This is a genomic window from Occultella gossypii (assembly GCF_019947135.1).
Classification (GTDB): Bacteria; Actinomycetota; Actinomycetes; order Actinomycetales; family Beutenbergiaceae; genus Occultella; species Occultella gossypii.
In genome coordinates this window covers 24,035-45,673 of sequence record NZ_JAGSHT010000013.1, presented here as the reverse complement: position 1 = coordinate 45,673, position 21,639 = coordinate 24,035, and the positions used below count along the sequence as shown (strand labels likewise).

At 70.9% G+C, this 21,639-nt stretch carries 18 protein-coding genes; 16 read left to right on the top strand and 2 right to left on the bottom strand.

What is annotated here, in order from left to right; translation table 11 throughout:
• Positions 1-108 precede the first annotated feature (108 nt).
• The 5 genes from KCQ71_RS13550 to KCQ71_RS13530 all read left to right on the top strand — a co-directional run bounded on the left by KCQ71_RS13550 (position 109) and on the right by KCQ71_RS13530 (position 5,665).
• Positions 109-1,575 carry an ABC transporter substrate-binding protein gene (locus tag KCQ71_RS13550; RefSeq protein WP_223406738.1) on the top strand — a complete coding sequence of 489 codons (1,467 nt, stop codon included), beginning with the start codon at positions 109-111 and terminating at the stop codon, positions 1,573-1,575.
• Between the two features lie 124 nt (positions 1,576-1,699).
• Positions 1,700-2,656, top strand: a complete 957-nt coding sequence (locus KCQ71_RS13545) for a carbohydrate ABC transporter permease (protein WP_223406736.1) — start codon at positions 1,700-1,702, stop codon at positions 2,654-2,656.
• Positions 2,653-3,597 carry a carbohydrate ABC transporter permease gene (locus KCQ71_RS13540; RefSeq protein ID WP_223406734.1) on the top strand — a complete coding sequence of 315 codons (945 nt, stop codon included), beginning with the start codon at positions 2,653-2,655 and terminating at the stop codon, positions 3,595-3,597. Before KCQ71_RS13545 ends, KCQ71_RS13540 begins: the two co-directional genes overlap by 4 nt.
• Positions 3,581-4,471, top strand: coding sequence for an SMP-30/gluconolactonase/LRE family protein (locus tag KCQ71_RS13535; protein ID WP_223406733.1), 891 nt, complete (start codon positions 3,581-3,583; stop codon positions 4,469-4,471). Before KCQ71_RS13540 ends, KCQ71_RS13535 begins: the two co-directional genes overlap by 17 nt.
• A gap of 9 nt (positions 4,472-4,480) precedes the next feature.
• Positions 4,481-5,665, top strand: coding sequence for a mandelate racemase/muconate lactonizing enzyme family protein (locus KCQ71_RS13530; protein WP_223406731.1), 1,185 nt, complete (start codon positions 4,481-4,483; stop codon positions 5,663-5,665).
• A gap of 420 nt (positions 5,666-6,085) precedes the next feature.
• On the opposite strand, the gene KCQ71_RS13525 is transcribed toward KCQ71_RS13530, so the two are convergent.
• The gene (locus KCQ71_RS13525; RefSeq protein WP_223406729.1) at positions 6,086-7,054 is read right to left on the bottom strand and encodes a hypothetical protein; all 969 of its coding nucleotides are present in this window, start codon (positions 7,052-7,054) and stop codon (positions 6,086-6,088) included.
• Between the two features lie 295 nt (positions 7,055-7,349).
• On the opposite strand from KCQ71_RS13525, the gene KCQ71_RS13520 reads away from it, so the two are divergent.
• From KCQ71_RS13520 to KCQ71_RS13470, 11 genes are all read left to right on the top strand, one after another.
• A complete protein-coding gene (locus KCQ71_RS13520; RefSeq protein WP_223406728.1) occupies positions 7,350-8,465 on the top strand; it encodes an enolase C-terminal domain-like protein in 1,116 nt (371 codons plus the stop codon).
• Between the two features lie 22 nt (positions 8,466-8,487).
• Complete coding sequence (locus KCQ71_RS13515; protein WP_223406727.1) at positions 8,488-9,591, top strand: Gfo/Idh/MocA family protein; 1,104 nt, start codon at positions 8,488-8,490, stop codon at positions 9,589-9,591.
• Positions 9,588-10,448, top strand: a complete 861-nt coding sequence (locus KCQ71_RS13510; protein ID WP_223406725.1) for a fumarylacetoacetate hydrolase family protein — start codon at positions 9,588-9,590, stop codon at positions 10,446-10,448. The genes KCQ71_RS13515 and KCQ71_RS13510 overlap by 4 nt, the downstream gene beginning before the upstream one ends.
• A 72-nt stretch (positions 10,449-10,520) precedes the next feature.
• Complete coding sequence (cysS, locus tag KCQ71_RS13505; RefSeq protein ID WP_223406713.1) at positions 10,521-11,951, top strand: cysteine--tRNA ligase; 1,431 nt, start codon at positions 10,521-10,523, stop codon at positions 11,949-11,951.
• Entirely contained in the window at positions 11,941-12,930 is a 990-nt protein-coding gene (gene rlmB, locus KCQ71_RS13500) for a 23S rRNA (guanosine(2251)-2'-O)-methyltransferase RlmB (protein WP_223406711.1), read from the top strand. Before cysS ends, rlmB begins: the two co-directional genes overlap by 11 nt.
• A gap of 58 nt (positions 12,931-12,988) precedes the next feature.
• Positions 12,989-14,203 (top strand): hypothetical protein, encoded by a 1,215-nt coding sequence (locus KCQ71_RS13495; protein WP_223406709.1) that lies wholly within the window; start codon positions 12,989-12,991, stop codon positions 14,201-14,203.
• Between the two features lie 99 nt (positions 14,204-14,302).
• Positions 14,303-15,370, top strand: coding sequence for a LacI family DNA-binding transcriptional regulator (locus KCQ71_RS13490; RefSeq protein WP_223406707.1), 1,068 nt, complete (start codon positions 14,303-14,305; stop codon positions 15,368-15,370).
• Positions 15,371-15,515: 145 nt separating this feature from the next.
• Positions 15,516-16,871 (top strand): ABC transporter substrate-binding protein, encoded by a 1,356-nt coding sequence (locus KCQ71_RS13485; protein ID WP_223406705.1) that lies wholly within the window; start codon positions 15,516-15,518, stop codon positions 16,869-16,871.
• A gap of 74 nt (positions 16,872-16,945) precedes the next feature.
• Positions 16,946-17,896, top strand: a complete 951-nt coding sequence (locus KCQ71_RS13480; protein ID WP_372454023.1) for a carbohydrate ABC transporter permease — start codon at positions 16,946-16,948, stop codon at positions 17,894-17,896.
• A 106-nt stretch (positions 17,897-18,002) separates the two neighbouring features.
• Positions 18,003-18,839, top strand: coding sequence for a carbohydrate ABC transporter permease (locus tag KCQ71_RS13475; protein WP_372454034.1), 837 nt, complete (start codon positions 18,003-18,005; stop codon positions 18,837-18,839).
• Between the two features lie 37 nt (positions 18,840-18,876).
• Positions 18,877-20,244 (top strand): Gfo/Idh/MocA family protein, encoded by a 1,368-nt coding sequence (locus tag KCQ71_RS13470; protein ID WP_223406703.1) that lies wholly within the window; start codon positions 18,877-18,879, stop codon positions 20,242-20,244.
• Positions 20,245-20,288: 44 nt separating this feature from the next.
• Here the strand turns inward: KCQ71_RS13470 and KCQ71_RS13465 are convergent, their stop codons facing one another.
• Positions 20,289-21,536, bottom strand: coding sequence for a DUF4032 domain-containing protein (locus tag KCQ71_RS13465; RefSeq protein ID WP_223406701.1), 1,248 nt, complete (start codon positions 21,534-21,536; stop codon positions 20,289-20,291).
• Positions 21,537-21,639: the final 103 nt, after the last annotated feature.

The following is a 21,639-nucleotide window of genomic DNA, read 5'->3' as shown; positions in this document are numbered from 1 at the left end:
CTGAACCATATCGTAGATAATCGAACCAGAGGACGTGTACAGTGAGCCGATGGATGGAGATCACGCCTGCATCCCTGGCGACATCCGTAACAACAGAGAGGTTGTGCAATGACGACGACACGAGGAAGTTCGCGAGGATTCTCGCGGCGCTCGGTGCTGCTCGGTGCGGGCGCGGTGATGGCAACCGCCGGCTGCAACCTGGTCGGTGGCGGCGACGACGATCCCACCGATGCCGGCAGCGCCTCCGGGGGCGAGGGTGGCGGCCTCAGCGGTGAGATCACCGTTGCGCTGGTTCCTGACCCGCCCGGTGCGAGCGAGTTCTACCGGGCCCAGTTCGATCTTTTCCAGGAGGCCAACCCCGGGGTCACGGTGAACATCATCGAGAACCCCTCCGACCAGCAGCTGAACGCGCTCGAGCTGATGTTCCAGCAGGGCGAAGGGCCGGACGTGATGCGGGTGCAGGGTGCCGCCGCGCTGACCCGATTCTACGACCGTGGCTGGGTCGCCCCGCTGGATGACCTCGTCAACGACGACTTCACCGCCCGGTTCCCGGAAGGGTCGCTCGAGCCGACGTCCTCCGGCCTGCACCGGGAGGGCAAGCTCGTCAGCATCCCGCTCGTGTGGGGCGACTGGGGCTACACCCACCTGTGGCTGTACAACACCGACATCCTCGCCGAGAACGGCTACGACGCCCCGCCGGAGACCTGGTCGGAGATGGTCGAGATGGCGACGACGATCACCGAGAACGGCGGCGGCAGCGTGTTCGGCGTGGCGCCCGTCTCGGTGCCGTACTTCATCGAGGTGGCGCAGCCGTTCGCGCAGAAGCCGGGCATCAACCTGACCACGGGAGAGCCGGACCTGGCCAACCCGAACGTGGTCGCCTCCGTCGAGGTCTGGCGGCAGCTGCAGGCGGACGGCGTGAACATGCCCGGCTGGGAGAGCTGGGACGGCGGTCGGCCGTTCACCGAGTTCGCAGCCGGGCGGTTGGCGATGTACCCGTCGGCCACCTGGCACGTCGCCGAGATCCGCAAGCTCGCACCGGACATCGGCCTGGGGATCGCGTCGATGCCGCTCCCGGACAGCGGGCGCGTCGCCTACGCGGCGCGTTCGGCCGCCCACCAGCCGATCTGGTCGATGTCCGCGGAGTCGGCCAACCCCGAACTGGCCCTCGCGGCCATGGACTTCCTCGGTTCGGTCGACTTCTACAAGGCCTACTACGAGGAGTTCGGCTCGTTCACCGCCTCCCAGGTGGCGTGGGAGGACCAGGCCCAGGAGAACGAGGACCAGGCCGGGATCCTGGCCGTGGCGGCCACGGACATCCGCACCGCGCCGAACCCGGAGCTGCTCGCACAGGGCGCCGAGGCCTTCTGGGCCGATGCCGGTGGCAATGCGGACCTGGACGTCAAGAACGCGTACCTGGAGTCCATCGTCAGCAACGTGGACTACGAGCCGCTGGCCGCAGCCATCGACACCCAGGTCGAGGCCCTGATCGTCCAGTACGAGGCGGAGAACGCCGACCTCCGGAGCCAGTTGACCTTCGCCGACTGGGACCCGCTCGAGGACTACACCGCCTGATGGCGAACGGTTTGAACGGACGGCCCGTAGGCTCCCGCCGGGAGCTTCGGGCCGTCCCGCCCGTCCCGACCCGGGGTGCAGGGCTACCACGGTGGCTTGCCGCCACGACGATGGAGGTGAAGCGGTGACCACAGCCGCGATCACGGCACCCTCGAAGCCGGGGGCGCCCTCGAAGACCCGCGCCCGACGGCAGGCGGTGCTCTGGGGCTGGTTGTTCCTGGTGCCGTTGGTGGTGCTGTTCACCGCGTTCAGCCTCTGGCCGATCGTCGCCTCCTGGGCCTACGCCTTCTTCGACTGGGACGGTGTCGGGCCGCCGGAGGTGTTCGTCGGCCTCGACAACTTCCGGGAGGCGCTCAACTCAAGCTCGTTCTGGAACGCGTTCTGGAACTCGTTCCTGTTCTCCCTCGGCGCCCTGTTCATCGAGCTGCCGGCCGCGCTGTGCCTCGCGATGCTCCTGAACAATGTGCTCCTGCGTGGGCGCAACATCTACCGGCTCGCCATCTTCCTGCCCGTGGTCTCCACGACGGCGGTGATCGGCCTGGTCATCGCGGTGCTGCTCGCACCGGTCGGCGGCGTGGTCAACGAGGTGTTGCTCGGTATCGGCCTCGTCGATCGCCCGGTCAACTTCCTCGGGGATCCGAACGTCGCGCTGCCCACCCTCGTCGTGGTGGACATCTGGAAGGGCTTCGGGATCACCCTGATCTACTGGTTGGCGGCGCTGCAGACCGTCCCGAAGGATCTCTACGAGGCCGCGAAGCTCGACGGTGCCGGTGCCCGCCAGCAGCTGGCCAACATCACGATCCCGGTGATCATGCCGATCGCGGTGGTGGTGCTGCTGCTGACCTTCCAGCGCAGCCTGAACACGTTCGACCTGGTCCAGGCCGTCACCGGCGGTGGCCCGATCTTCTCCACGGACGTGTTGCCGACGTACATCTACCGGTACGCGTTCGATGCGAGCATCGCCGCACCGCGATACGGCTTCGCGTGCGCCGTCGGTGTCATCTTCGGCGTGTTCACCCTGATCATCACCCTGCTCCAGGGACCGCTCCTGGCCGGCCGGCTGAAGAGGACCGCAGCATGAGCGCACTGATCACTCCCGGCGCCGGCGCCCAGGCCGGTGCGGACGCGGCAGCGCAGGTCGCCGGCGATGCCGGCCCGCCGACGCAGCCTCGGCCCCGCGCCCGCAACCGGGTCAGCGGCCAGGCCCGCCGGATGCGCTGGTGGCACCTGTTCCTGATCCCGTTCTGCTTCATCTGGATCTATCCGTTCCTGTGGATGGTCACCGCCGCGTTCAAGACTCCGCAGGAGATGCTGCTCGGCGGGATCGGGCTGTGGCCGAACGAGTGGACCCTGGACAACTTCGTCCGGGCCTGGACCACCGGCCGGTTCGGCGACTACACGCTGAACACGCTGACGTTCGCCATCGCGGTCGTCGTGATCCAGGTGCTGGTGGCCTCCCTGGCCGGGTACGCCCTCTCCGAGAAGACCCTCCCGGGCCGCAAGATCGTGATGGGCGTCCTGGTCGTGGCCATGTTCATCCCGCACGGTTACACGATCATCCCGGTGTTCCAGCTGGTCAACGCGATCGGCCTGCAGGACGGCCTGCTCGGCGCCGCGATCGCCCAGGCCGCCCCGGGGCTGGTGGTCCCGGTGCTGTTGTACGTCGGGTTCTTCTCCGGGATCCCGAACGAGCTCTCCGAGGCCGCCCGGGTGGACGGCGCGGGGTATCTGCGCACGTTCCGCTCGGTGATGCTGCCACTGGCCAAGCCGGTCACCGGCACCGTGGTCCTGATGAACTTCATCGGTGCCTGGAACTCCTTCTTCATCCCGCTCGTGTTCACCCTCGGGCGGCCCGAGCTGCGCACTCTCGGCGTCGGCATGTACAACTTCTTCGGCACCGACACCACGGACTGGACGGGTCTGGCCGCAGGGGCCTCGATCGCGATCATCCCGATCGTCATCGTGTTCCTGTTCCTCCAGCGCTCGTTCGTGGAAGGCATCGCCGGTGCGGTCAAGAGCTGAACCGGTCAGCACGGCCACCTACCTGCAGGGCGAGTCGATCCGGGTCGATGCACGCACCGGCGACCTGCTCTGGGTGGACATGCGCCTCGGCACGTTCCACGCCGGCGCCTTCGACGGCACGGTCCTGACCGAGACGTTCACCGCAGATCTCGGGCCGCGCATCGGGGTCGGTGCGCCGATGGTCGACGACGGCGCAGGCTGGGCGGTCGCGGGCGGGCAGAGCCTGTGGCACGTCACGCCCGACGGGGTCCGTTCCGAGTGGGTGCGCGGGCTCGGCGACGGCGAGGGTCGCTTCCTCAACGACGGCGTCTGCGCGCCTGACGGCGCGTTCTGGGTCGGCACCCAGTCCGCCCCGCGGGAGCCGACGTCGGCGTTGTACCGGATCGGTCCGGACCTCGCCGTGACGACGGCGCTCACCGACGTCACGGTGTCCAACGGCATCGGGTTCAGCCCGGACGGACGCACCCTGTACTACATCGACACCCTGCCGCACCGGCGCCTCGAGGCCTTCGACGTCGACGGCGACCGGCTCAGCGGTCGACGCACGGTCGCGACACTGACCGGCGGTAACCCGGACGGCCTGGTGGTCGACGACGAGGGCTGCGTCTGGGTGGCGATGTGGGACGCGGCCGAGGTGCGCCGGATCTCCCCGGACGGCGAGCTCATCGCGGTCGTCGAGACCGGCGTCCCGCGCCCGAGCGCCGTGACCATCGCCGACGGCATCCTGTTCATCACCACCGCGCAGGTCGGCCTCGACCCGGTGCCGCCCGGCAGCGGCCGCATCCTCGCCGCGGAGGTCGGTGTGTCCGCCCCGCCGGCCGCGCCGTTCCGCGCGCAGCCTCCACGATCCGCCGACCACCACACCGAAAGGTAGTCACTCCCGATGCCCACCATCACGTCTCTCGAGGCGTTCCCGCTGCAGTTGCCCCTCGCTCCCGGTCGGGAGCCCGGGGGAGCACGGTACCGAGCCGCCCCGAACGTCCGCAGCGTCTACCCGGCGCGGGACGAGACGGTGCTGGTCCGGATCGCTACCGCCGACCACGTCGGCTGGGGCGAGGCCCTGGCGCCGGTGGCCCCCGAGGCGCCGGCGGTCATCATCAACGAGGTGTTCGCCCCGCTGCTCGTCGGCACCGAGCTCGACGGCCCACGGCCCACCGCGTTCCGCCTCCAGGAGACCATGCGCGAACGCGGCCACCTGAACGGCCACCACGCGGACGCCGTCGCCGGCCTGGACATCGCGCTCTGGGACCTGACCGGCCACACCCACGGCCTGCCCGTGCACACCCTGCTCGGCGGTGCCTACCGCACCGAGGTACCGCTCTACCTGACCACGGTCGGCGGGGCGACGCCCGCGGAGAAGGCGGAGCACGCCGTCGCCGCCCGTCGGGCCGGCTTCGACGCGATGAAGCTGCACCTGAGCACGGACCCACGGACCGTACTGGCCACGGTGGACGCCGTGCTGGAGGCGCTGGCGGGCGAACCCGCAGGCGACCGGCCGGCGCCGCGGGTGGCCGTGGACGCCCACTGGGTGCACCAGCTCGGCCCGGCCCGTTCGCTCGGCCGGGCCCTGGACGAGCGGGGGATCTGGTTCTTCGAGGCTCCCCTCGCCCCGGAGGACCTGCGCGGCCACGAACTGCTCGCCCAGGACCTCGCCACCCCGGTCGCGGTCGGCGAGGCGATGCGGCACCGGTTCGAGTTCGCCGAGTGGACCGCCCGGCGGGCCGTCGGCATCGCCCAGCCGGACATCGGGCGGACCGGGATCAGCGAGGGCTTCGCGATCGCGGCCGTGACGGCCGCGAACTACGTCCCGATCGCCCCGCACCACTCGATGGCCACGTCGCTGGCCTACGCGGCCGGTCTGCAGGTCAGCGGCGCCGCCGAGTCGCTCGCGGCCATGGAGTACGGACCGCACACGTCGATCAAGTCCGCGGCCCTGATGTCCGCGGACTTCATGGCCGACGGCGCCGTCTCGGACGGGCAGGTCACGCTGCCCACGGCACCCGGCCTCGGCGTCACCGTCGACGAGGACGCCGTGCGCGCCCTGGCGGCGCAGTTCCCGGCCCGCTGAGCTGAGCCGCGTGCCGGGCGCGCCCGGTACACCGACCGGGTGCCGCATCGGTTCCGGTCCCGAGGCGGTTCCGCTGTCTCGAAGTGCGGGTCAGGCGCGCGCTGACCCGCATTTCGCGTCAGGGGAGTGGTGAGCGCGCTTTGTTCCGATGTCCCGAGGCGCGGGTTGAGCGTGGGTGCATTGACGATTCACGTCAGTGGAGCCGCGTTGAGATCCCGACGCGGTTCCGCTGTCTCGAAGTGCGGGTCAAGCGCGCCCTGACCCGCATTTCGCGTCAGGGAACCGGCGTCGGAGGCCAGGGGGAAGGCCTGCGGCTGCGGCCAGGCCTGCGGGAGGGACCTGGGCCGACACCAGGACGCCCGGGGCCGGCCGATGGCCGACACCCGGGCGCCCTGAGCGGTCCTGCGTGGTGCCAGGAACTCAGAGGTTGGCCGGACCGTCCGCGGCAGCCTCGGTCTCGGCGGCCGTGCGACGCTCGGTGATGCTGTCGAGGAGCAGCTGCTCGTTCGACACCTCGGCGCCGAACGTACGGGCCTGCGGCTGCGAGGCCGGGGCCAGGTCGACGAACTGACCGGAGATCTCACCGCGGACGCGGTTGTCGGCGCCCGTGGGGGCCGGGTCGTTGCCCTCGCCACCGAGGTCACCGCGGATGATGGCCTCGTTCACGGCCACGCCGACGGTGTTGTTCGAGGCGGTCAGGCTGCCCCCGATGTAGGTGACGTCCTCGCAGACGGCGATGGACGAGCCGGTGCCCACCTGGACGCCACCGTTCTCGGTGTAGGTGACGTTGCCGTCCACCTCGGAGCCGCACAGCGTGGCACCCGCGACGTTGCCGGACACGGTCAGGTCCCGCAGCAGCGTGGAGTCGACCACGTCGGCGTACTCGGTGCCGATCGCGGTGACCGGGCCACCGACCTGGGTGCTCTCCAGGTAGAGCGCTCCCTGGACGGCCTCGACGCGACGGTTCACGTCCGCGCCCACGGCGTAGAAGAACGGGTTGACGCTCTCGCCGGCCTGGCCGACGTACGCGCCCGCCACCGTGGCGTCCTCCAGGTACACGCCGTACCCGTCGCGGTTGTTGATGTTGCCACCGACCGAGGTGCCGACCGCGTCGAAGTAGCTGTCCGCGTTCAGGACCACGGCGCCGGTGATGGTGCCGTCGGTGATGATGAGGTTCGCGCCCGGCTGCAGGCGGACGGCGCCATCGATCGTGGTGCCGGTGAGCACACACGTCTTGTCGGCGGGGACCACCAGGTCCCCAGGAACGGTGACGGCGCCGGCGTCGCCGATGCACCGGGTGGTGAGTCCGGCCGAAGCGGCGGTGGCGGTGACGGCCAGCCCGGCGGCGGCGAGGCTGACGGATGCCAGGACGGCGGTGAGTCGTTTCATGGAGTCTCCTTGGTTCGTCGCACATCGCGCGTCGCCGAGCGATGCAATCTGATGATGCAGTCGGGCGCTCCCTGCGCCGACAGCATCCGACGTGTTCGGATGTCGCCGGATATGAGCCCGCCAGCAGACTATTGGTCCGGCCGTGACGGTGGCTACGTTGCATCTCACGGTTCGGATGAGTTCGGCAGAAGTTTGCCCGCCGTTACCGTCCCACAACTCGACAGCCGGTTCAAGATGTCGAATCGGTGTTCGTGTCATAGAACTCGCCGGGTTGGATGCGCTAGCGTCTGGTTCCATGCCGACGGCGACCGGACCCACAGCGATCCCCGTGCGATCGGTGACCGTCCGGACCGCACCGTTCTCGGCCAACACCTGGTTGGACTCCCAACGGATCTCGACGCCGCTGGCGCCGTTCCCCCGGTTCAGCGAGCGCCGTTCCTCCTGGCGAGGTCCGGGCTCCGACGTCGTCTGGGTCCACATCGGCACCGAGGACCCGGCCGTGTTCGGGATCGGCCAGGCCCGCGGCGGCGCCGTGATCGCGGCGCTGCTCACGGAGCACCTGCGCGACCTGCTCGTCGGGCAGGATGTGCGCGAGGTCGCCCGGTTGACCGCGGAACTCGGCCGGGTGGCGCAGCCCTACGCGGCCGGTGGCGCCGTGGCCATGGCGACCTCCGCCGTCGACCTCGCGCTCTGGGACGCGGCCGCGCGCGCCGCCGGCGTACCGCTGTACCGGATGCTGGGCGGCAGCCCTGGGCCGCTGCCGTACTACCTCACCGCCGCGGACGCGAGCGTGGACCTGCCTGCCGACCTGCTGCCGGGCGCGGCGTACGTCAAGGTCCCGATGCCGTACGGACCCGCGGACGGCCCGACCAACGTGGCGCGCAACGTCGAGGTCCTCGCCGCCGTGCGCGAGCGCGTGCCCGCCGAGGTCCCACTCGCCGTCGACTGCTTCATGTCCTGGGACGTGCCGACCGCCGTCGCGTTCGCCCGCGCGGCCGCCGACCTCGGGCTCGGCTGGATCGAGGAGCCGCTCGCCCCGGACGATCTCGACGGGCACCAGGAACTGCGCCGCGCGATCACGCCGGTCCGGGTGGCATCCGGCGAGCACGCGTTCGGCCTGCGGGCCGGCCTGGACCTGCTGAACACGCGCAGCGTCGACGTGCTCCAGACCGACGTCACCTGGTGTGGCGGCCTGAGGATCGCACAGACGCTCGCGACCGTGGCAGGCGCACACGGCGTGACGTTCGCGCCGCACGCCTCGGCCCTGCAGCCCTGGGCGCTGCACCTGCTGGCCGCCACGGGCCCGGGATGCCTCGCCGAGATCATGGTGGGCCTCGGGCCACCAGCGGGCGTGCCGGCGCCCTCGGAGGGACCCGGCGTCGGCATCGACCCGGGAGACGCCGGGTTCTGATGGGGCTCGTGGGAGCACGTCGATGACCGCGGCCGGAGCGACGCCCGTTCGGTTCGCTCTGGTCGGCGCCGGCTGGTGGGCGACGAACCATCACGTGCCGGCGCTCCTGGCGCACCCCGACGCCGAGCTCGTCGCGGTCTGCGACCCGCACGCGGCACGCGCGCACACGCTCGCTGCGCGCACCGGCGCCCGGGCCCACCCGGACCTGGCGACGGCGCTCGCGGACCCGGCCTGCGCCGTCGACGTGGTTCTCGTGGCGACGCCCAACGCCCACCACCGCGAGCCGGTCCTGACCGCGCTCGCCGCGGGGCGGCACGTGCTCGTCGAGAAGCCGCTCGCGGTCACCTCGGCGGACGCGTTCGCGATGACGACGGCGGCCGAGCGGGCCGGTCTGCACCTGGCGGTCGGCCTGACCCACCAGTACGGCGCCGCGGCCACCTTCTCGCGAAGGGCCGTCCGCGAGGGCATCGGGGAACTGCGGCAGGTGACGGCCGAGTTCTCGTCCTCGGCGATCGCACTGTTCGCGGCCGCCGGGTCCGACCCTGGCGACGACGCGCCCGAACGGCGGCACCCGGGTGCCTACTCGGCCGCGAACGGCGGCGGCCACGCCACCACCCAGCTGGCCCACGTGCTCGGGCTGCTCTGCTGGTGCACCGGCCAGCAGATGCGTCGCGTCGCCGCGTTCACCGACTCGCAGCATCCTGGGACCGACGTCGACGTGCAGGACGCGATGACGTTCACCCTCGAGCGTGGCGCCCTCGGGGTAGCGATCGGTACCGCGGCGACCCCGGACGGCGTGCCGCACCGCCAGCACATCCGCTACCTCGGCAGCACCGGCGAGGTCAGTCACGACCTGCTGCGGGCCCGGGTTCGCTGGCAGCGGGGGGACGGTTCGGTGCTCGAGTACGAGCCGGACCAGCACCTCAGCGCCTACCGACCTGGCCGGCCGGTCGAGGCATTCATCGACCTGGTCCTCGGCCGCGGCGAGAACCTCGGCCCGTCTCGCCCAGCGGCCGCCGCCGTCGCCGCCGTCGAGGCGCTCCTAGACTCGGCCCGATCGGGGTCGGTCGTCGACGTCCCAGCCCTGCCCGAGCCCGGGCATCCCACGAGAGGCGAGAGTCAATGAAGCTGTTGCGAGTCGGAGAGTTCGGAGCGGAGCGGGCCGGTGTGCTCGTGGAGGAGGGGCGCTACGTCGACGTCTCCGATGTCGTCGGCGACGTGGACGCCGCCTTCTGGACCGGCGGTGGACCGGCCGCCCTGGCGCCGGTCGTGGCCGAGCGCGTAGCCGCGGGGCAGGTGCAGGACCTCGGCGACCAGCGTATCGGCGCTCCGATCGCTCGCCCGCACCAGATCCTGTGCATCGGCCTGAACTACGCCGACCACGCCGCCGAGTCGGGCGCCGCGGCCCCGGACGAGCCCGTGCTGTTCACGAAGTCCCCCAACACACTCATCGGCCCGAACGACACCGTGCACATCCCGCGCGGCTCGGAGAAGACGGACTGGGAGGTGGAGCTCGGCATCGTCATCGGCGCCCGTGCGCGCTACCTCGAGGACGAGGCCGCCGCCGAAGCCGTGATCGGCGGGTACCTCACGGCGCACGACGTGTCCGAGCGCGCCTTCCAGATCGAGCGGGGCGGCCAGTGGTCCAAGGGCAAGTCCGCCGAGACCTTCAACCCGGCGGGTCCCTACCTGGTCACCCCGGACGAGGTGGGCGACGTGCGGAACCTGCGCCTGTGGCTGACCGTGAACGGGCAGCCGAAGCAGGACGGCTCCACCAAGGACATGATCTTCTCGCCGACGTTCATCGTGCACTACCTGAGCCAGTTCATGGTGCTCGAACCGGGCGACCTCATCAACACCGGCACCCCCGCCGGCGTCGGCATGGGCAAGTCCCCGCAGGAGTGGCTCGCCCCCGGCGACGTGGTCGAGCTCGGCGTCGAGGGCCTCGGCTCCCAGCGCCAGGACGTCATCGCCGCGCCCTGACGCGGGGGCAACCCGCGGGGCCGCACCGCCCCGCGGGTGCCCGGGCCGGCGTGCGGCCGATAAACTCCCGTGGTGACCATGCGCCTGTATGACTCCGCCACCCGTGAGGTGCGCGATTTCGTCCCCCGTGAGAGCGGACGGGTCGGCATCTACCTGTGTGGCGCCACGGTGCAGGGCGCGCCACACATCGGGCACCTGCGCTCGGCAATCGCCTTCGACATCCTCACCCGCTGGCTGAGCCGTAACGGCCTGGACGTCACCCTGGTCCGCAACGTCACCGACATCGACGACAAGATCCTCACCAAGTCCGCCGAGGCCGGCGTGCCGTGGTGGGCCTGGGCGCACCGGTTCGAGCGGGAGTTCAACCGGGCGTACGAGATCCTGGGTGTCGCACCGCCCGCGTACGAACCGCGGGCGACCGGGCACGTCACCGAGATGGCCGAACTGATCACGCTGCTGCTCGAGCGTGGGCACGCCTACGTCGGCGACGAGGGCAACGTGTACTTCGACGTGCGCTCGTGGGGCAAGTACGGCGAGCTCACCCATCAGCTCCTGGAGAACCTCTCCACGGTGGAGGATGAGGCCTCGGACAAGCGCGACCCTCGGGACTTCGCGCTCTGGAAGGCCACCAAGGAGACCGACCCGGACGGCGCCTCCTGGCCAACCCCGTGGGGCCGCGGCCGGCCCGGCTGGCACCTGGAGTGCTCCGCGATGGCGCACAAGTACCTGGGCGAGTCCTTCGACATCCACGGCGGTGGCATCGATCTGCGCTTCCCCCACCACGAGAACGAGCAGGCCCAGTCGCAGGCAGCCGGCTGGGGCTTCACGAACCTGTGGATGCACAACGCCTGGGTGACGGTCGGCGGGGAGAAGATGAGCAAGTCGCTCGGCAACTCCCTCACCGTCGATGCGGTGCTGGAGCGGGGCGAGGCCGTCGTGCTGCGCTACGCCCTCGGCGCGGTGCACTACCGGTCCACCCTCGAGTTCTCGGACACCAGCCTCGACGAGTCCGGCGCCGCCTGGGAGCGGATCTCCGGGTTCGTTCAGCGCGCCGTGGAGCTCGTCGGCGCGCTCACCCTCGAGGAGGTGGCCGGCACCGAGGTGCCGGAAGCGTTCGCCGCCGCGATGGACGACGACCTGAACGTCTCGGCCGCGCTCGCGGTCGTGCACGAGCACGTGACCACAGGCAACACGGCGCTGGCCGCGCAGGACCAGGCGCAGGTGCGCACCGCGCAGGCGCAGGTGCGCACGATGCTCGACGTGCTCGGGATCGACCCGTTGGCGCAGCCGTGGGTCGGCGAACGGGCCGCCGACGGCGCAGCGGAGCAGGCGCTCGGCGTCCTCGTGCAGGCGGTGCTCTCCGAGCGCGTCCAGGCGCGGGCCGAGAAGGATTGGGCGCGTGCCGACGCCCTGCGCGACAGACTGACGGCAGCGGGAATCGTTGTCGAGGACTCCCCGGGCGGCGCCCGGTGGAGCGTGAAGGGTGGCACAAGTGGCCGGTAATTCTCGACGTCAGGGAGCCGTGCGCAAGCCCGGTTCCAAGAAGGGCGCCCGGGTCGGTACCGGCGGCCACGGCCGTCAGGCCCTTGAGGCCCGGGGTCCGACGCCGAAGGCGGAGGACCGGCCCTACCACCCGGCCGCCAAGCGGAAGGCGGCCTCCGATCGTGACGCGGCCAAGAGCGGGCGCGGCGGCGGGCAGGGGCGGTCGCAGGGGCGTTCCTCCGCAAAGGCCCATGAGTACGTCGGTGGGCGCAACTCGGTGGTCGAGGCCCTGCGCGCGGACATCCCGGTGTCCACGGTGTACCTGTCCCACCGGATCGACTCCGATGACCGGACCCGGGAGATCCTGCGCGAGGTGACGGCCCGCTCGCTGCCGCTGCTGGAGGTCTCCAAGGCCGAGCTCGACCGGTTCACCGACGGAGGCGTGCACCAGGGTGTGGTCATCCAGGTGCCCGCGTACTCCTACGCCGAGCCCGAGGCGCTGCTGGACCTTGCCACCGGCAACGGTCACACTCCGTTGATCGTCGCCCTCGACGGCATCACCGACCCCCGCAACCTCGGTGCGGCCCTGCGCAGCGCCGGTGCGTTCGGCGTCGACGGGGTCGTCGTCCCGCAGCGGCGGGCCGCCGGGGTGACGGCGTCCGCGTGGAAGGTCTCCGCCGGCGCTGCCGCGCGGGTCCCCGTCGCGCGCGCCACGAACCTGGTCCGCGCCCTGGAGATGTACAAGCAGGCCGGCTGCTTCGTGGTCGGTCTCGACGGCGACGGGCCCACCGAGATCGGTGACCTGGAGCTCGCCGGCGACCCGCTGGTCCTGGTCCTCGGCTCCGAGGGCAAGGGTCTCGGCCGCCTGGTCCGCGAGACCTGCGACCTGATCGTCTCGATCCCGATCGCTGCCGCGACCGAGTCCCTGAACGCCGGGACCGCCATCGGGATCGCCCTGTACGAGGTGGCCCGCAAACGCCGCGACGCCGCATCGGCGTGACCGGCCCACGCCGGGCGTTGTGCGTGTCAGCAGGCCCGACGGTAGGTAGGGTCGGGGAATGACGAGTACACCGACGTGGCGCCGCCGCTCCGGGATCGTCAGCGCGAGAACGCCCCACGCCGCCCGGGCCGGCGGCTTCCTGGACGGTGCCCAGGTGGTCGCGCTGATCGAGTCCGATCCCGAGGCCCCGTACGCCGTCGCCGTGACGATCGCGACCGACGCCGACGACCGCGTCGCCGTCGTCGCCGAGGATGGCCAACACGTCGTGCCCGGCCCGGGTGTGGCTGAACTCACCGAGGCCCTCGCGCGCGAATGCCAGGCCTACGTCGCGTTCGACGATGTCGGTTTCGATGCCACTCCAGAACCGGGCGAGGGGCAGGAGGAGCCCGACGACGACCCGTTCGATCCCGAGATCGACGTCGTCTCCGCACGGGTGCCGGACCGGGCCGTGGTCCTCACCCCGGCGAGCCTGCCGCAGTTGGAATCGCTGGCCACCGCCGCCGGGGTGCGCCTGCACGCCGCCCCGCACGGTGACGACCGGCTGGTGCTGATCGAGAGCGGCGCGGTGCTCACCGAGCTCACCTGGGCGGCCGAGCACCTGCCCGCGGTGCTGCTCGAGCGCGGCGCGGTGTTCCCGTCGGTCGCGCTCATCGAGACCCCGGAACGCACGCAGTTGTTCACCTGGGACGCAACGCTCACCGCGGTACCCACCGAGGAGCGGGTGGCCGACCTCGTGGCTGCCTTCATCGACGCCGAGCTCGGTGCCGGTGCCCTGGTCCGCGACCTGGCCGCTGTCCGACCCGACGCGGACCCTGCACAGCTGCGCACCGCACTGGAGCGGTCATCGGACGGCGGACCCGCAGCCCTCGTGGCGGCGCTCGGGCTGCCCGCCGCGATCACCGGGTTCCTCGATCATGAGATCGACGCGACGAGCCTGGACGACGTCGTCACGATCGACCCGGTGACGGTCACCGAGGCGATGCGCCGCGCCGCGCACGTCGCCGCGGACGAGGCCCGGGCCGGGGCATACGCGCTCTACGAGAGCGCGGAGGAGGTGAGCCGGTCCTGGGTGCCGGCGGCTGCCGCGGGTGTCGAGCTGGGCATCGGGCTGGTACTGCTGCGTCGCGCCGGGCGGTCGCGGCGTGCCGGTGGGCGCGCCACCGCGGGGGAGCGCGCGCTCGGGATCGTCGGCATCGTGCTGCTCAGCGGCGCGCTGCTCAATGGTGCCGTTGCCACCCTGCCGCGGGTGCGCCAGTACCTCAGTTCGCGCTGACCGCCGACGCCGCGTCACCGCGTGTTGACCGGCCCGTGGGCTCGCGCGTTGCCGGCCTACCAGGCAGGTCTCGCACGTTGACGGTGGCATAGTTCCCCCGTGGCGGGTTCCGTCCGGACCCGGCGAGCGGAGGTGAGCGTGACGGTGCGCGCGGTGACGATGCGGGACGTGGCGCGGCGTGCCGGTGTCTCGCTCAAGACCGTCTCCAACGTGGTCAACGCCTACCCGCACGTGCGCCCCGAGATGCGGGACCGGGTACTGAGGGTGATCGACGAGCTCGGGTACCAGATGAACTTCACGGCCCGGAACCTGAGCCTCGGCCGGACCGGCCTGATCGCGCTCGCGGTCCCGGAACTGCGCCTGGCCTATTTCGCCGAACTCGCCGACGCGGTCATCGCGGCGGCCGACCAGGTCGGGCTGACCGTGCTGATCGAGCAGACGGGCGGCACCAGGGCCGGGGAGCTCGAGGTGCTGACCAGCCCGCGCCGCCGGATGACGGACGGGCTGCTCTACTCGCCGACGGCGTTGCGCTCCGCGGACGCCGGTGCACTCGACGTCGACTTCCCGATGGTGCTGCTCGGCGAGCGGGCGCTGCGCCGTGGCGTCGACCACGTGGCGATGGCGAACGAGGCAGGCGCCCGGACGGTCACCGAGCACCTGCTCGACGGCGGCCGGCGCCGCATCGCGTTGATCGGTGGGCACGACTCGGAGTCCGGCGCCGGGAACCTGCGCGCGCGGGGGTTCCGCGCCGCGATGTCCGCCGCAGGGGTCGAGGTGGACCCGCGGCTGGTGGCCGGCGACGAGCGGTGGAGCCGGCAGACCGGGGCCCGGGCCATGGCCGAGATCCTCGAGCGGGGTGTCACCCTTGACGCCGTCTTCGCGCTCAACGACGTGATGGCCCTTGGCGCGATGCGGGAACTGTTCGAGCGCGGGCTCTCCGTGCCCGGCGACGTGGCCGTCGCCGGGTTCGACAACATCGAGGAGGCGAGCTTCTCGCGCCCGAGCCTGACCACGATCGACCCGGGCCGGACCGAGATCGCACGCACCGCCGTCGGGCTCCTCGCCGACCGGCTGGCCGGACGCGGCGGTGAGCACGAGACGGCCTCGGCGCACGAGATCGTCGCCGGGTTCCGCATCGAGACGCGCGAGTCCACCGCGACCGACTGACCCAAGGGTCTTGACAGCGACCTGCTGCACATGGTGTCTTTACACCGGTGTAAAGAAGGCGGCGAGAGCCGTCCGGAGATCGACATCCACACTCACTTCACAGCGGAAGCGAATCGGTGCGAGGACGCGCCGGGAGGGATCGACCATGCGCAACATCGGATTCTCAGCGAGGCGCGAGCGTGGCCGCGGGCGGGGCGTCGCGGGCATCGTCGGCGCGGGCCTGGTGCTCGCGCTGGCCGCCTGTGGGCAGGCGGACGACGGCGGTACGGACGCGGGCGACCCCGACGCCTCCGCAGCGGGTGAGGACGTCACGATCCGGTTCGCGTGGTGGGGCAACGAGGACCGGGCCGCCATCACGAACGAGGCCGTGGAGGTCTTCGAGGCCGCCAACCCGGACATCACCGTGGAGACCGAGTACGTGGATTTCAACGCCTACTTCGACAGGCTCGCCACCACCGTCGCGGCCGGGGACGCCCCGGACGTGATCACGATGGGCGGCGCCTACCCGCGCGAGTACGGGGACCGCGGCGTGCTCCTCGACCTCGCCGAGGTCGCCGAGTACCTGGACACCTCCACGCTCGACGCGGGCGCATTGTCCAACGGGTTCTTCTCCGACACCCAGTACGGGGTGCCGACCGGCGCGAACACCTACGGCGTCGTGGTCAATCCGGCGATCTTCGAGGCGGCCGGGGTGGACCTGCCGGACCAGGACTCGTGGACCTGGGACGACTTCGCGGACATCGCGGCCGAGATCAGCGCGAACGCCCCGGACGGTACCTACGGCGCGGCCGATCCGACGTCCGCCGAGGTGCTCGACCTCTACCTCAACCACCAGTCCGGGCACGGTCTGTACCTGGAGGACGGGTCGCTCAACGCGACACCGGAACTGGTCGCCGACTGGTTCACCTACAGCTCCGGCCTGATGGAGTCGGGGGCGACGCCGCCGGCCACGATCACCTCCGAGCTGACCACCCAGACCTCGCCGGAGCAGTCGCTGCTCGGGCAGGGCCTGGCCGCGATGTCCTTCGGCTGGTCGAACAACCTGGGCCCGTTCCGGGAGGCGTCCGGGCAGGACCTGATCCTCATCCGGGTGCCCGGTGACACCGGCCCGAACGGGTCCGCCATGTGGCAGCAGGCCTCGCAGCTGTACACGATCAACGCCGAGACCGAGCACCCGGAGGCCGCGGCACAACTTGTCGACTTCCTCGTGAACAGCACCGACGCGGCCGACCTCATCGGCACCGACCGCGGTGTCCCGTCGAACGAGACGATCCGGGCGCACCTGTCCGAGCAGGGCCTCGAACCGACCACCCAGGTCGAGTTCGACTTCCTCAGCCAGGTCAGCGAGTTCATCGACGGCGACTTCGTGATCGGGCCGACCGGCTCCACCGAGAGCGCCGGGATCCTGACCCGGCTGAACCAGGAGGTGCTGTTCGGCCAAACCAGCCCTGCGGATGCGGGTGCGGCGTTCGTGACCGAAGTGACCGCGGCGATCTCCTGAGCAACCGAGTCGAGCGAGGGAGTTGAGCGCATGGGACCGGCATCCGCGAAGCGCACCGGGGGAGGTGCTCCAGCGTGTCCGCACTCCGCGAGCTGAGCACGATGCGGCGCGAGCCCGGCCGGGGTCATCGTCGCCGCGGCCGCAGCGCCGCGGAGAAGGGCGACAACCGGGCCGCGGTGTTCTTCCTGGCCCCGTGGTTCATCGGGTTGTTCGTGATCACCGCGGGCCCGCTGGTGGCCTCGCTGTACCTGTCCTTCACCGATTACAACCTGCTGCAGGACCCGAACTGGATCGGGTGGGAGAACTACGTCCGGATGTTCGCCGACGAGCGGCTGCTGAACTCGCTCGGGGTCACGTTCACCTACGTGCTGATCTCCGTCCCGCTGCAGCTCGCGGCCGCGCTACTGCTGGCGATCGTGCTGGACCGGGGCCTGCGTGGCCTGGCGATCTACCGGTCCGTGTTCTACCTGCCCTCGCTGCTCGGCGGGTCCGTTGCGATCGCGATCCTGTGGCGGCAGGTGTTCGGCACGAACGGCCTGGTGAACCAGTTCCTCGCGCTCTTCGGCATCGAGGGTCAGGGCTGGGTGTCGCACCCGGACTACGCCCTCGGCACCCTGATGATCCTGAACGTCTGGACGTTCGGGGCACCGATGGTGATCTTCCTGGCGGGCCTGCGGCAGATCCCGGAGACCTACTACGAGGCTGCCGCGATCGACGGCGCATCCCGGTCCCGGCGGTTCCGCTCCATCACGCTGCCGCTGCTCACCCCGATCATCTTCTTCAACCTGGTGCTGCAGCTGATCGGCGCGTTCCAGTCGTTCACGCAGGCCTTCGTGGTCTCCGGCGGCACCGGCGGCCCGGCGGACTCGACCATGTTCTACACGCTCTACCTCTATCAGCGAGGGTTCGGCGCGTTCGACATGGGCTACGCGTCCGCGATGGCCTGGCTGCTGCTGGTGATCATCGCCGGGATGACCGCCGTGAACTTCTTCGCCTCCAAGTACTGGGTGTTCTACGGTGACTGAGACCAGGGCGGGCGCGGCGGGGCCCCGGACCGACCCCCCGACCACCACGCGCCGGGGGCCCACCCTCACCGAGCTGGCGGCCCAGGCGCCACCCACCCGGCGGCCGGTGCTGTGGCGGACCTCGCTGCGGTCGATCCTGCGGCACCTGCTGCTGATCGCCTTCGGCCTGGTGATGCTCTATCCGCTGCTGTGGATGGTGTCCAGCTCGATGAAGCCGAACGACATCATCTTCAGGGACCCGTCGTTGCTGCCCGCCGAGTGGGACCTGAGCAACTACACGGTCGGGTGGAACGCATTAGCGCACCCGTTCACCCACTACCTGGCCAACTCCGCCGTGGTGGTGGCGGGCGCCGTGCTCGGGAACCTGATCTCCTGCTCGATGGCGGCGTATGCGTTCGCGCGGCTGAACTTCACCGGCCGGCGGCTGTGGTTCGCGATCATGCTGATGTCGATCATGCTCCCGATCCATGTGGTGATCGTGCCGCAGTACGTGCTGTTCTCCGAGCTGGACTGGATCAACACGTTCCTGCCGTTGATCGTCCCGAAGTTCCTCGCCACGGACGCGTTCTTCATCTTCCTGATGGTCCAGTTCTTCCGGGGCATCCCGAAGGAGCTGGACGAGGCGGCCCGCCTGGACGGTTGCGGCCACATCCGCATCTACGCCCGGATCATGATGCCGCTGTCCCTGCCGGCTCTGGCCACCACGGCGATCTTCACGTTCATCTGGACGTGGAACGACTTCTTCTCCTCGCTCATCTTCCTGACCAGCCCGGACATGTACACGGTCCCGGTGGCCCTGCGCACGTTCGTGGACTCCACCGGGTCCTCGAACTGGGGCGCCCTGTTCGCCATGTCCATCGTCTCCCTGATCCCGGTCTTCGTCGTGTTCCTGTTCGGCCAGAAGTATCTGGTCAAGGGGATCGCCACGACCGGCATCAAGTAGCCCTGAGCAGTACCCCGACGAAAGAAGCACATCGACCATGACGAGGTACGCGATCATCGGGACCGGCTCGCGCGCACGGATGTACATCGACGCGCTGCTCGGACCCTTCGACGACGCCGGTGAGCTGGTGGCCTGGTGCGAGCCGAACCCGGGTCGGCTGGACCGGTACGACGAGCTGGTCGCGCAGACCCGGCCCGGCGCGCCGCTGCCGGCCCGGTACCTGCCCGCCGACCTCGAGGCGATGATCACCTCCGAGCGGGTCGACCGCGTCATCCTGACCAGCCCCGACCACACCCACGCGGACCTGGTCGCCCGTGCGCTGACGGCCGGGGCGGACGTCGTGGTGGAGAAGCCGCTGACGACCGACCTGCCCGGATGCGAGCGGATCACCGACGCCGTCGCCGCCACCGGTAGGTCCCTCGTGCTGACGTTCAACTACCGCTACTCGCCGCGCAACGGCGCCCTGAAGGACGTCATCGACTCCGGCCGGATCGGGACCGTCACGTCGATGCACTTCGAGTGGGCCCTGGACACCGCGCACGGCGCGGACTACTTCCGCCGCTGGCACCGGGACCGCGCCAACTCCGGCGGGCTGCTGGTGCACAAGGCCTCCCACCACTTCGACCTGGTGAACTGGTGGCTCGCGGACAGCCCCGCCTGGGTGTTCGCGGCGGGCGACCTGCGCTTCTACGGTCGCGACAACGCGCTCGCCCGGGGCTTGCCCGAACGCCCCGCCCGCGGCACCGTGGACCCACCCACCCGGGACCCGTTCGCCCTCGACCTGCGCACCGACCCGGAGTTGCGGCGCCTGTACTACGAGGCCGAGCACCACGACGGGTACCTGCGGGACGTGGACGTGTTCTCGGCGGGCATCTCCATCGAGGACAACATGTCCGTGATGGTCGGCTACGACCGCGGACCGGTGCTCACCTACTCGCTGAACGCCCACTCGCCGTGGGAGGGGTACCGGGTGACGGCGAACGGCACCGAGGGCCGCGCCGAGCTCGAGGTCGTGGAGCGCTCGGCGGTGGTCCCGGACGCCGACGGCCACCCGATCCTTGACGCCAACTCCCCGGCCAACGTCGCCGGCGCCGACGGTGTGCGCGCCCGTGGGCAGCGACTGCTCGTGCAGCGGCACTGGGAGGTCGCGCAGGAGGTCCCGATCCCGACGGGCGAGGGCGGGCACGGTGGCGGTGACGGCCAGCTCCTGACCGACGTCTTCCGCGGACCCGCCGTCGATCCGCTCGGCCGCCCCGCCGGGCTCGCGGACGGCTTGCGGTCCGTGCTGGTGGGCATCGCGGCGAACGGCTCGCGCCGCACGGGCGCCCGGGTGGACATCGCCGACCTGCTGGCCGGCACCTCCGTTCCCGCCGCGCTCGCCGAACCGGACCCGGCGCGCCCGTAGCCGCGCGGGCACCAGGCCCGACGGCGGAGCGTGCGCCCGTAGGGTCAGTCCGGTTCGATCGCGGCGAGGGTTGCGGTGTCGAGGCCGAGGATGGCCTCCTCGTCGGGTCGGTGCCGCAGAACGTTCTCCACGTAGGACGTCAGGGCATCCCTCAGCGGGATGTCATGCCCGGCGTTCTGAGCCATGAACCAGCGGTGCTCGAGCACCTCGTGGTAGACCTCCGCCGGCTCGAGCTTGCCGCGCAGGTCGCGCGGGACCGCGCGCACGGTCGGCTCGAACACGTCGGCGAGCCACTCGTGCGCCACGAACTCCTCGTCCTCGCCCTGCTGGTCGGTATCCGCCTGATAGGTGTCCATGTCGTTCAGCAGGCGGCGCGCCTGGTTCTCGCCGGCGTCCAGGCCGGTCAGGCGCATCAGCCGGCGGTGGTGGTGGCCGGCGTCGACGACCTTCGGCTGGATCTGAACGGTGGTGCCGTCCACGTCCGTGGTCATCTGCAGCTCGCCGACGTCGTAGCCGAGCTCGTTCAGGCGCCGGATCCGGTCCGCGACCCGCCACCGTTCGGTCGCTCCGAACTCCTCGGCGCCGGTCAGTTCGTTCCAGAGCTCCTCGTAGCGCTGCACGATCATCTCGCCGACCGCGACGGTATCCATGTCGTCCACGAGGAGGTCTCCGGCGGCCAGGTCCATGAGCTCGCCGATGATGTTGACCCGGGCGATCTCCAGGTCGTACTCCCGCTGGCCCTTGGTCAGCGTGTCATGCAGATCCCCGGTCTCGGCGTCCACGAGGTAGGCGGCGAACTCGCCCGCGTCCCGCCGGAACAGGGTGTTGGACAGGGACACGTCGCCCCAGTAGAAGCCGGTCAGGTGCAAGCGCACGAGCAGCACGGCGAGCGCGTCGATGAGGCGCGTGGCCATGTCCGGGGCCAGGTACCGGCTGAACAGGGCCCGGTAGGGCAGCGAGAACTTCAGGTGCTTGGTGATCAGCACCGAGTTCAGCTGCTCACCGTCGGGGGAGGTGCGACCCGTGATGACCCCGACCGGTTCCACGGAGGGCACGTCCAGGCGGTTCAGGTCCCGCAGCAGCGCGTACTCCCGGTAGGCGACGGACTCGCCGATCTCCTTGACCGCGATGACCCGCCCGGAGAGCTTCACGAAGCGGACCACGTGCCGGGAGATCCCGCGGGGCAGCGCGGCCAGGTGCGACTCGGGCCATTCCTCGAGCGGCACGTGCCAGGGCAGGTCCAGCAGTGCCGGGTCCGGGGCCGCGGCGGTGATCTGCAGGGACTGGGGCATGGAAGAAGTCTCTCAGGTTCGGCCGGGAAACGCGTGCGCCGGTGCAGGGCGGAAGCACCGGGGCATACGCGAAGGGGCGGGCCCCGTCAGGAACCCGCCCCCT

Bases quoted from the DNA above. Each gene is read 5' to 3' on its own strand.
- KCQ71_RS13550 (WP_223406738.1), top strand. From the start codon at position 109: ATGACGACGACACGAGGAAGTTCGCGAGGATTCTCGCGGCGCTCGGTG.
- KCQ71_RS13540 (WP_223406734.1), top strand. From the start codon at position 2,653: ATGAGCGCACTGATCACTCCCGGCGCCGGCGCCCAGGCCGGTGCGGAC.
- KCQ71_RS13530 (WP_223406731.1), top strand. From the start codon at position 4,481: ATGCCCACCATCACGTCTCTCGAGGCGTTCCCGCTGCAGTTGCCCCTC.
- KCQ71_RS13525 (WP_223406729.1), bottom strand. From the start codon at position 7,054: ATGAAACGACTCACCGCCGTCCTGGCATCCGTCAGCCTCGCCGCCGCC.
- KCQ71_RS13520 (WP_223406728.1), top strand. From the start codon at position 7,350: ATGCCGACGGCGACCGGACCCACAGCGATCCCCGTGCGATCGGTGACC.
- KCQ71_RS13515 (WP_223406727.1), top strand. From the start codon at position 8,488: ATGACCGCGGCCGGAGCGACGCCCGTTCGGTTCGCTCTGGTCGGCGCC.
- KCQ71_RS13510 (WP_223406725.1), top strand. From the start codon at position 9,588: ATGAAGCTGTTGCGAGTCGGAGAGTTCGGAGCGGAGCGGGCCGGTGTG.
- KCQ71_RS13495 (WP_223406709.1), top strand. From the start codon at position 12,989: ATGACGAGTACACCGACGTGGCGCCGCCGCTCCGGGATCGTCAGCGCG.
- KCQ71_RS13485 (WP_223406705.1), top strand. From the start codon at position 15,516: ATGCGCAACATCGGATTCTCAGCGAGGCGCGAGCGTGGCCGCGGGCGG.
- KCQ71_RS13470 (WP_223406703.1), top strand. From the start codon at position 18,877: ATGACGAGGTACGCGATCATCGGGACCGGCTCGCGCGCACGGATGTAC.
- KCQ71_RS13465 (WP_223406701.1), bottom strand. From the start codon at position 21,536: ATGCCCCAGTCCCTGCAGATCACCGCCGCGGCCCCGGACCCGGCACTG.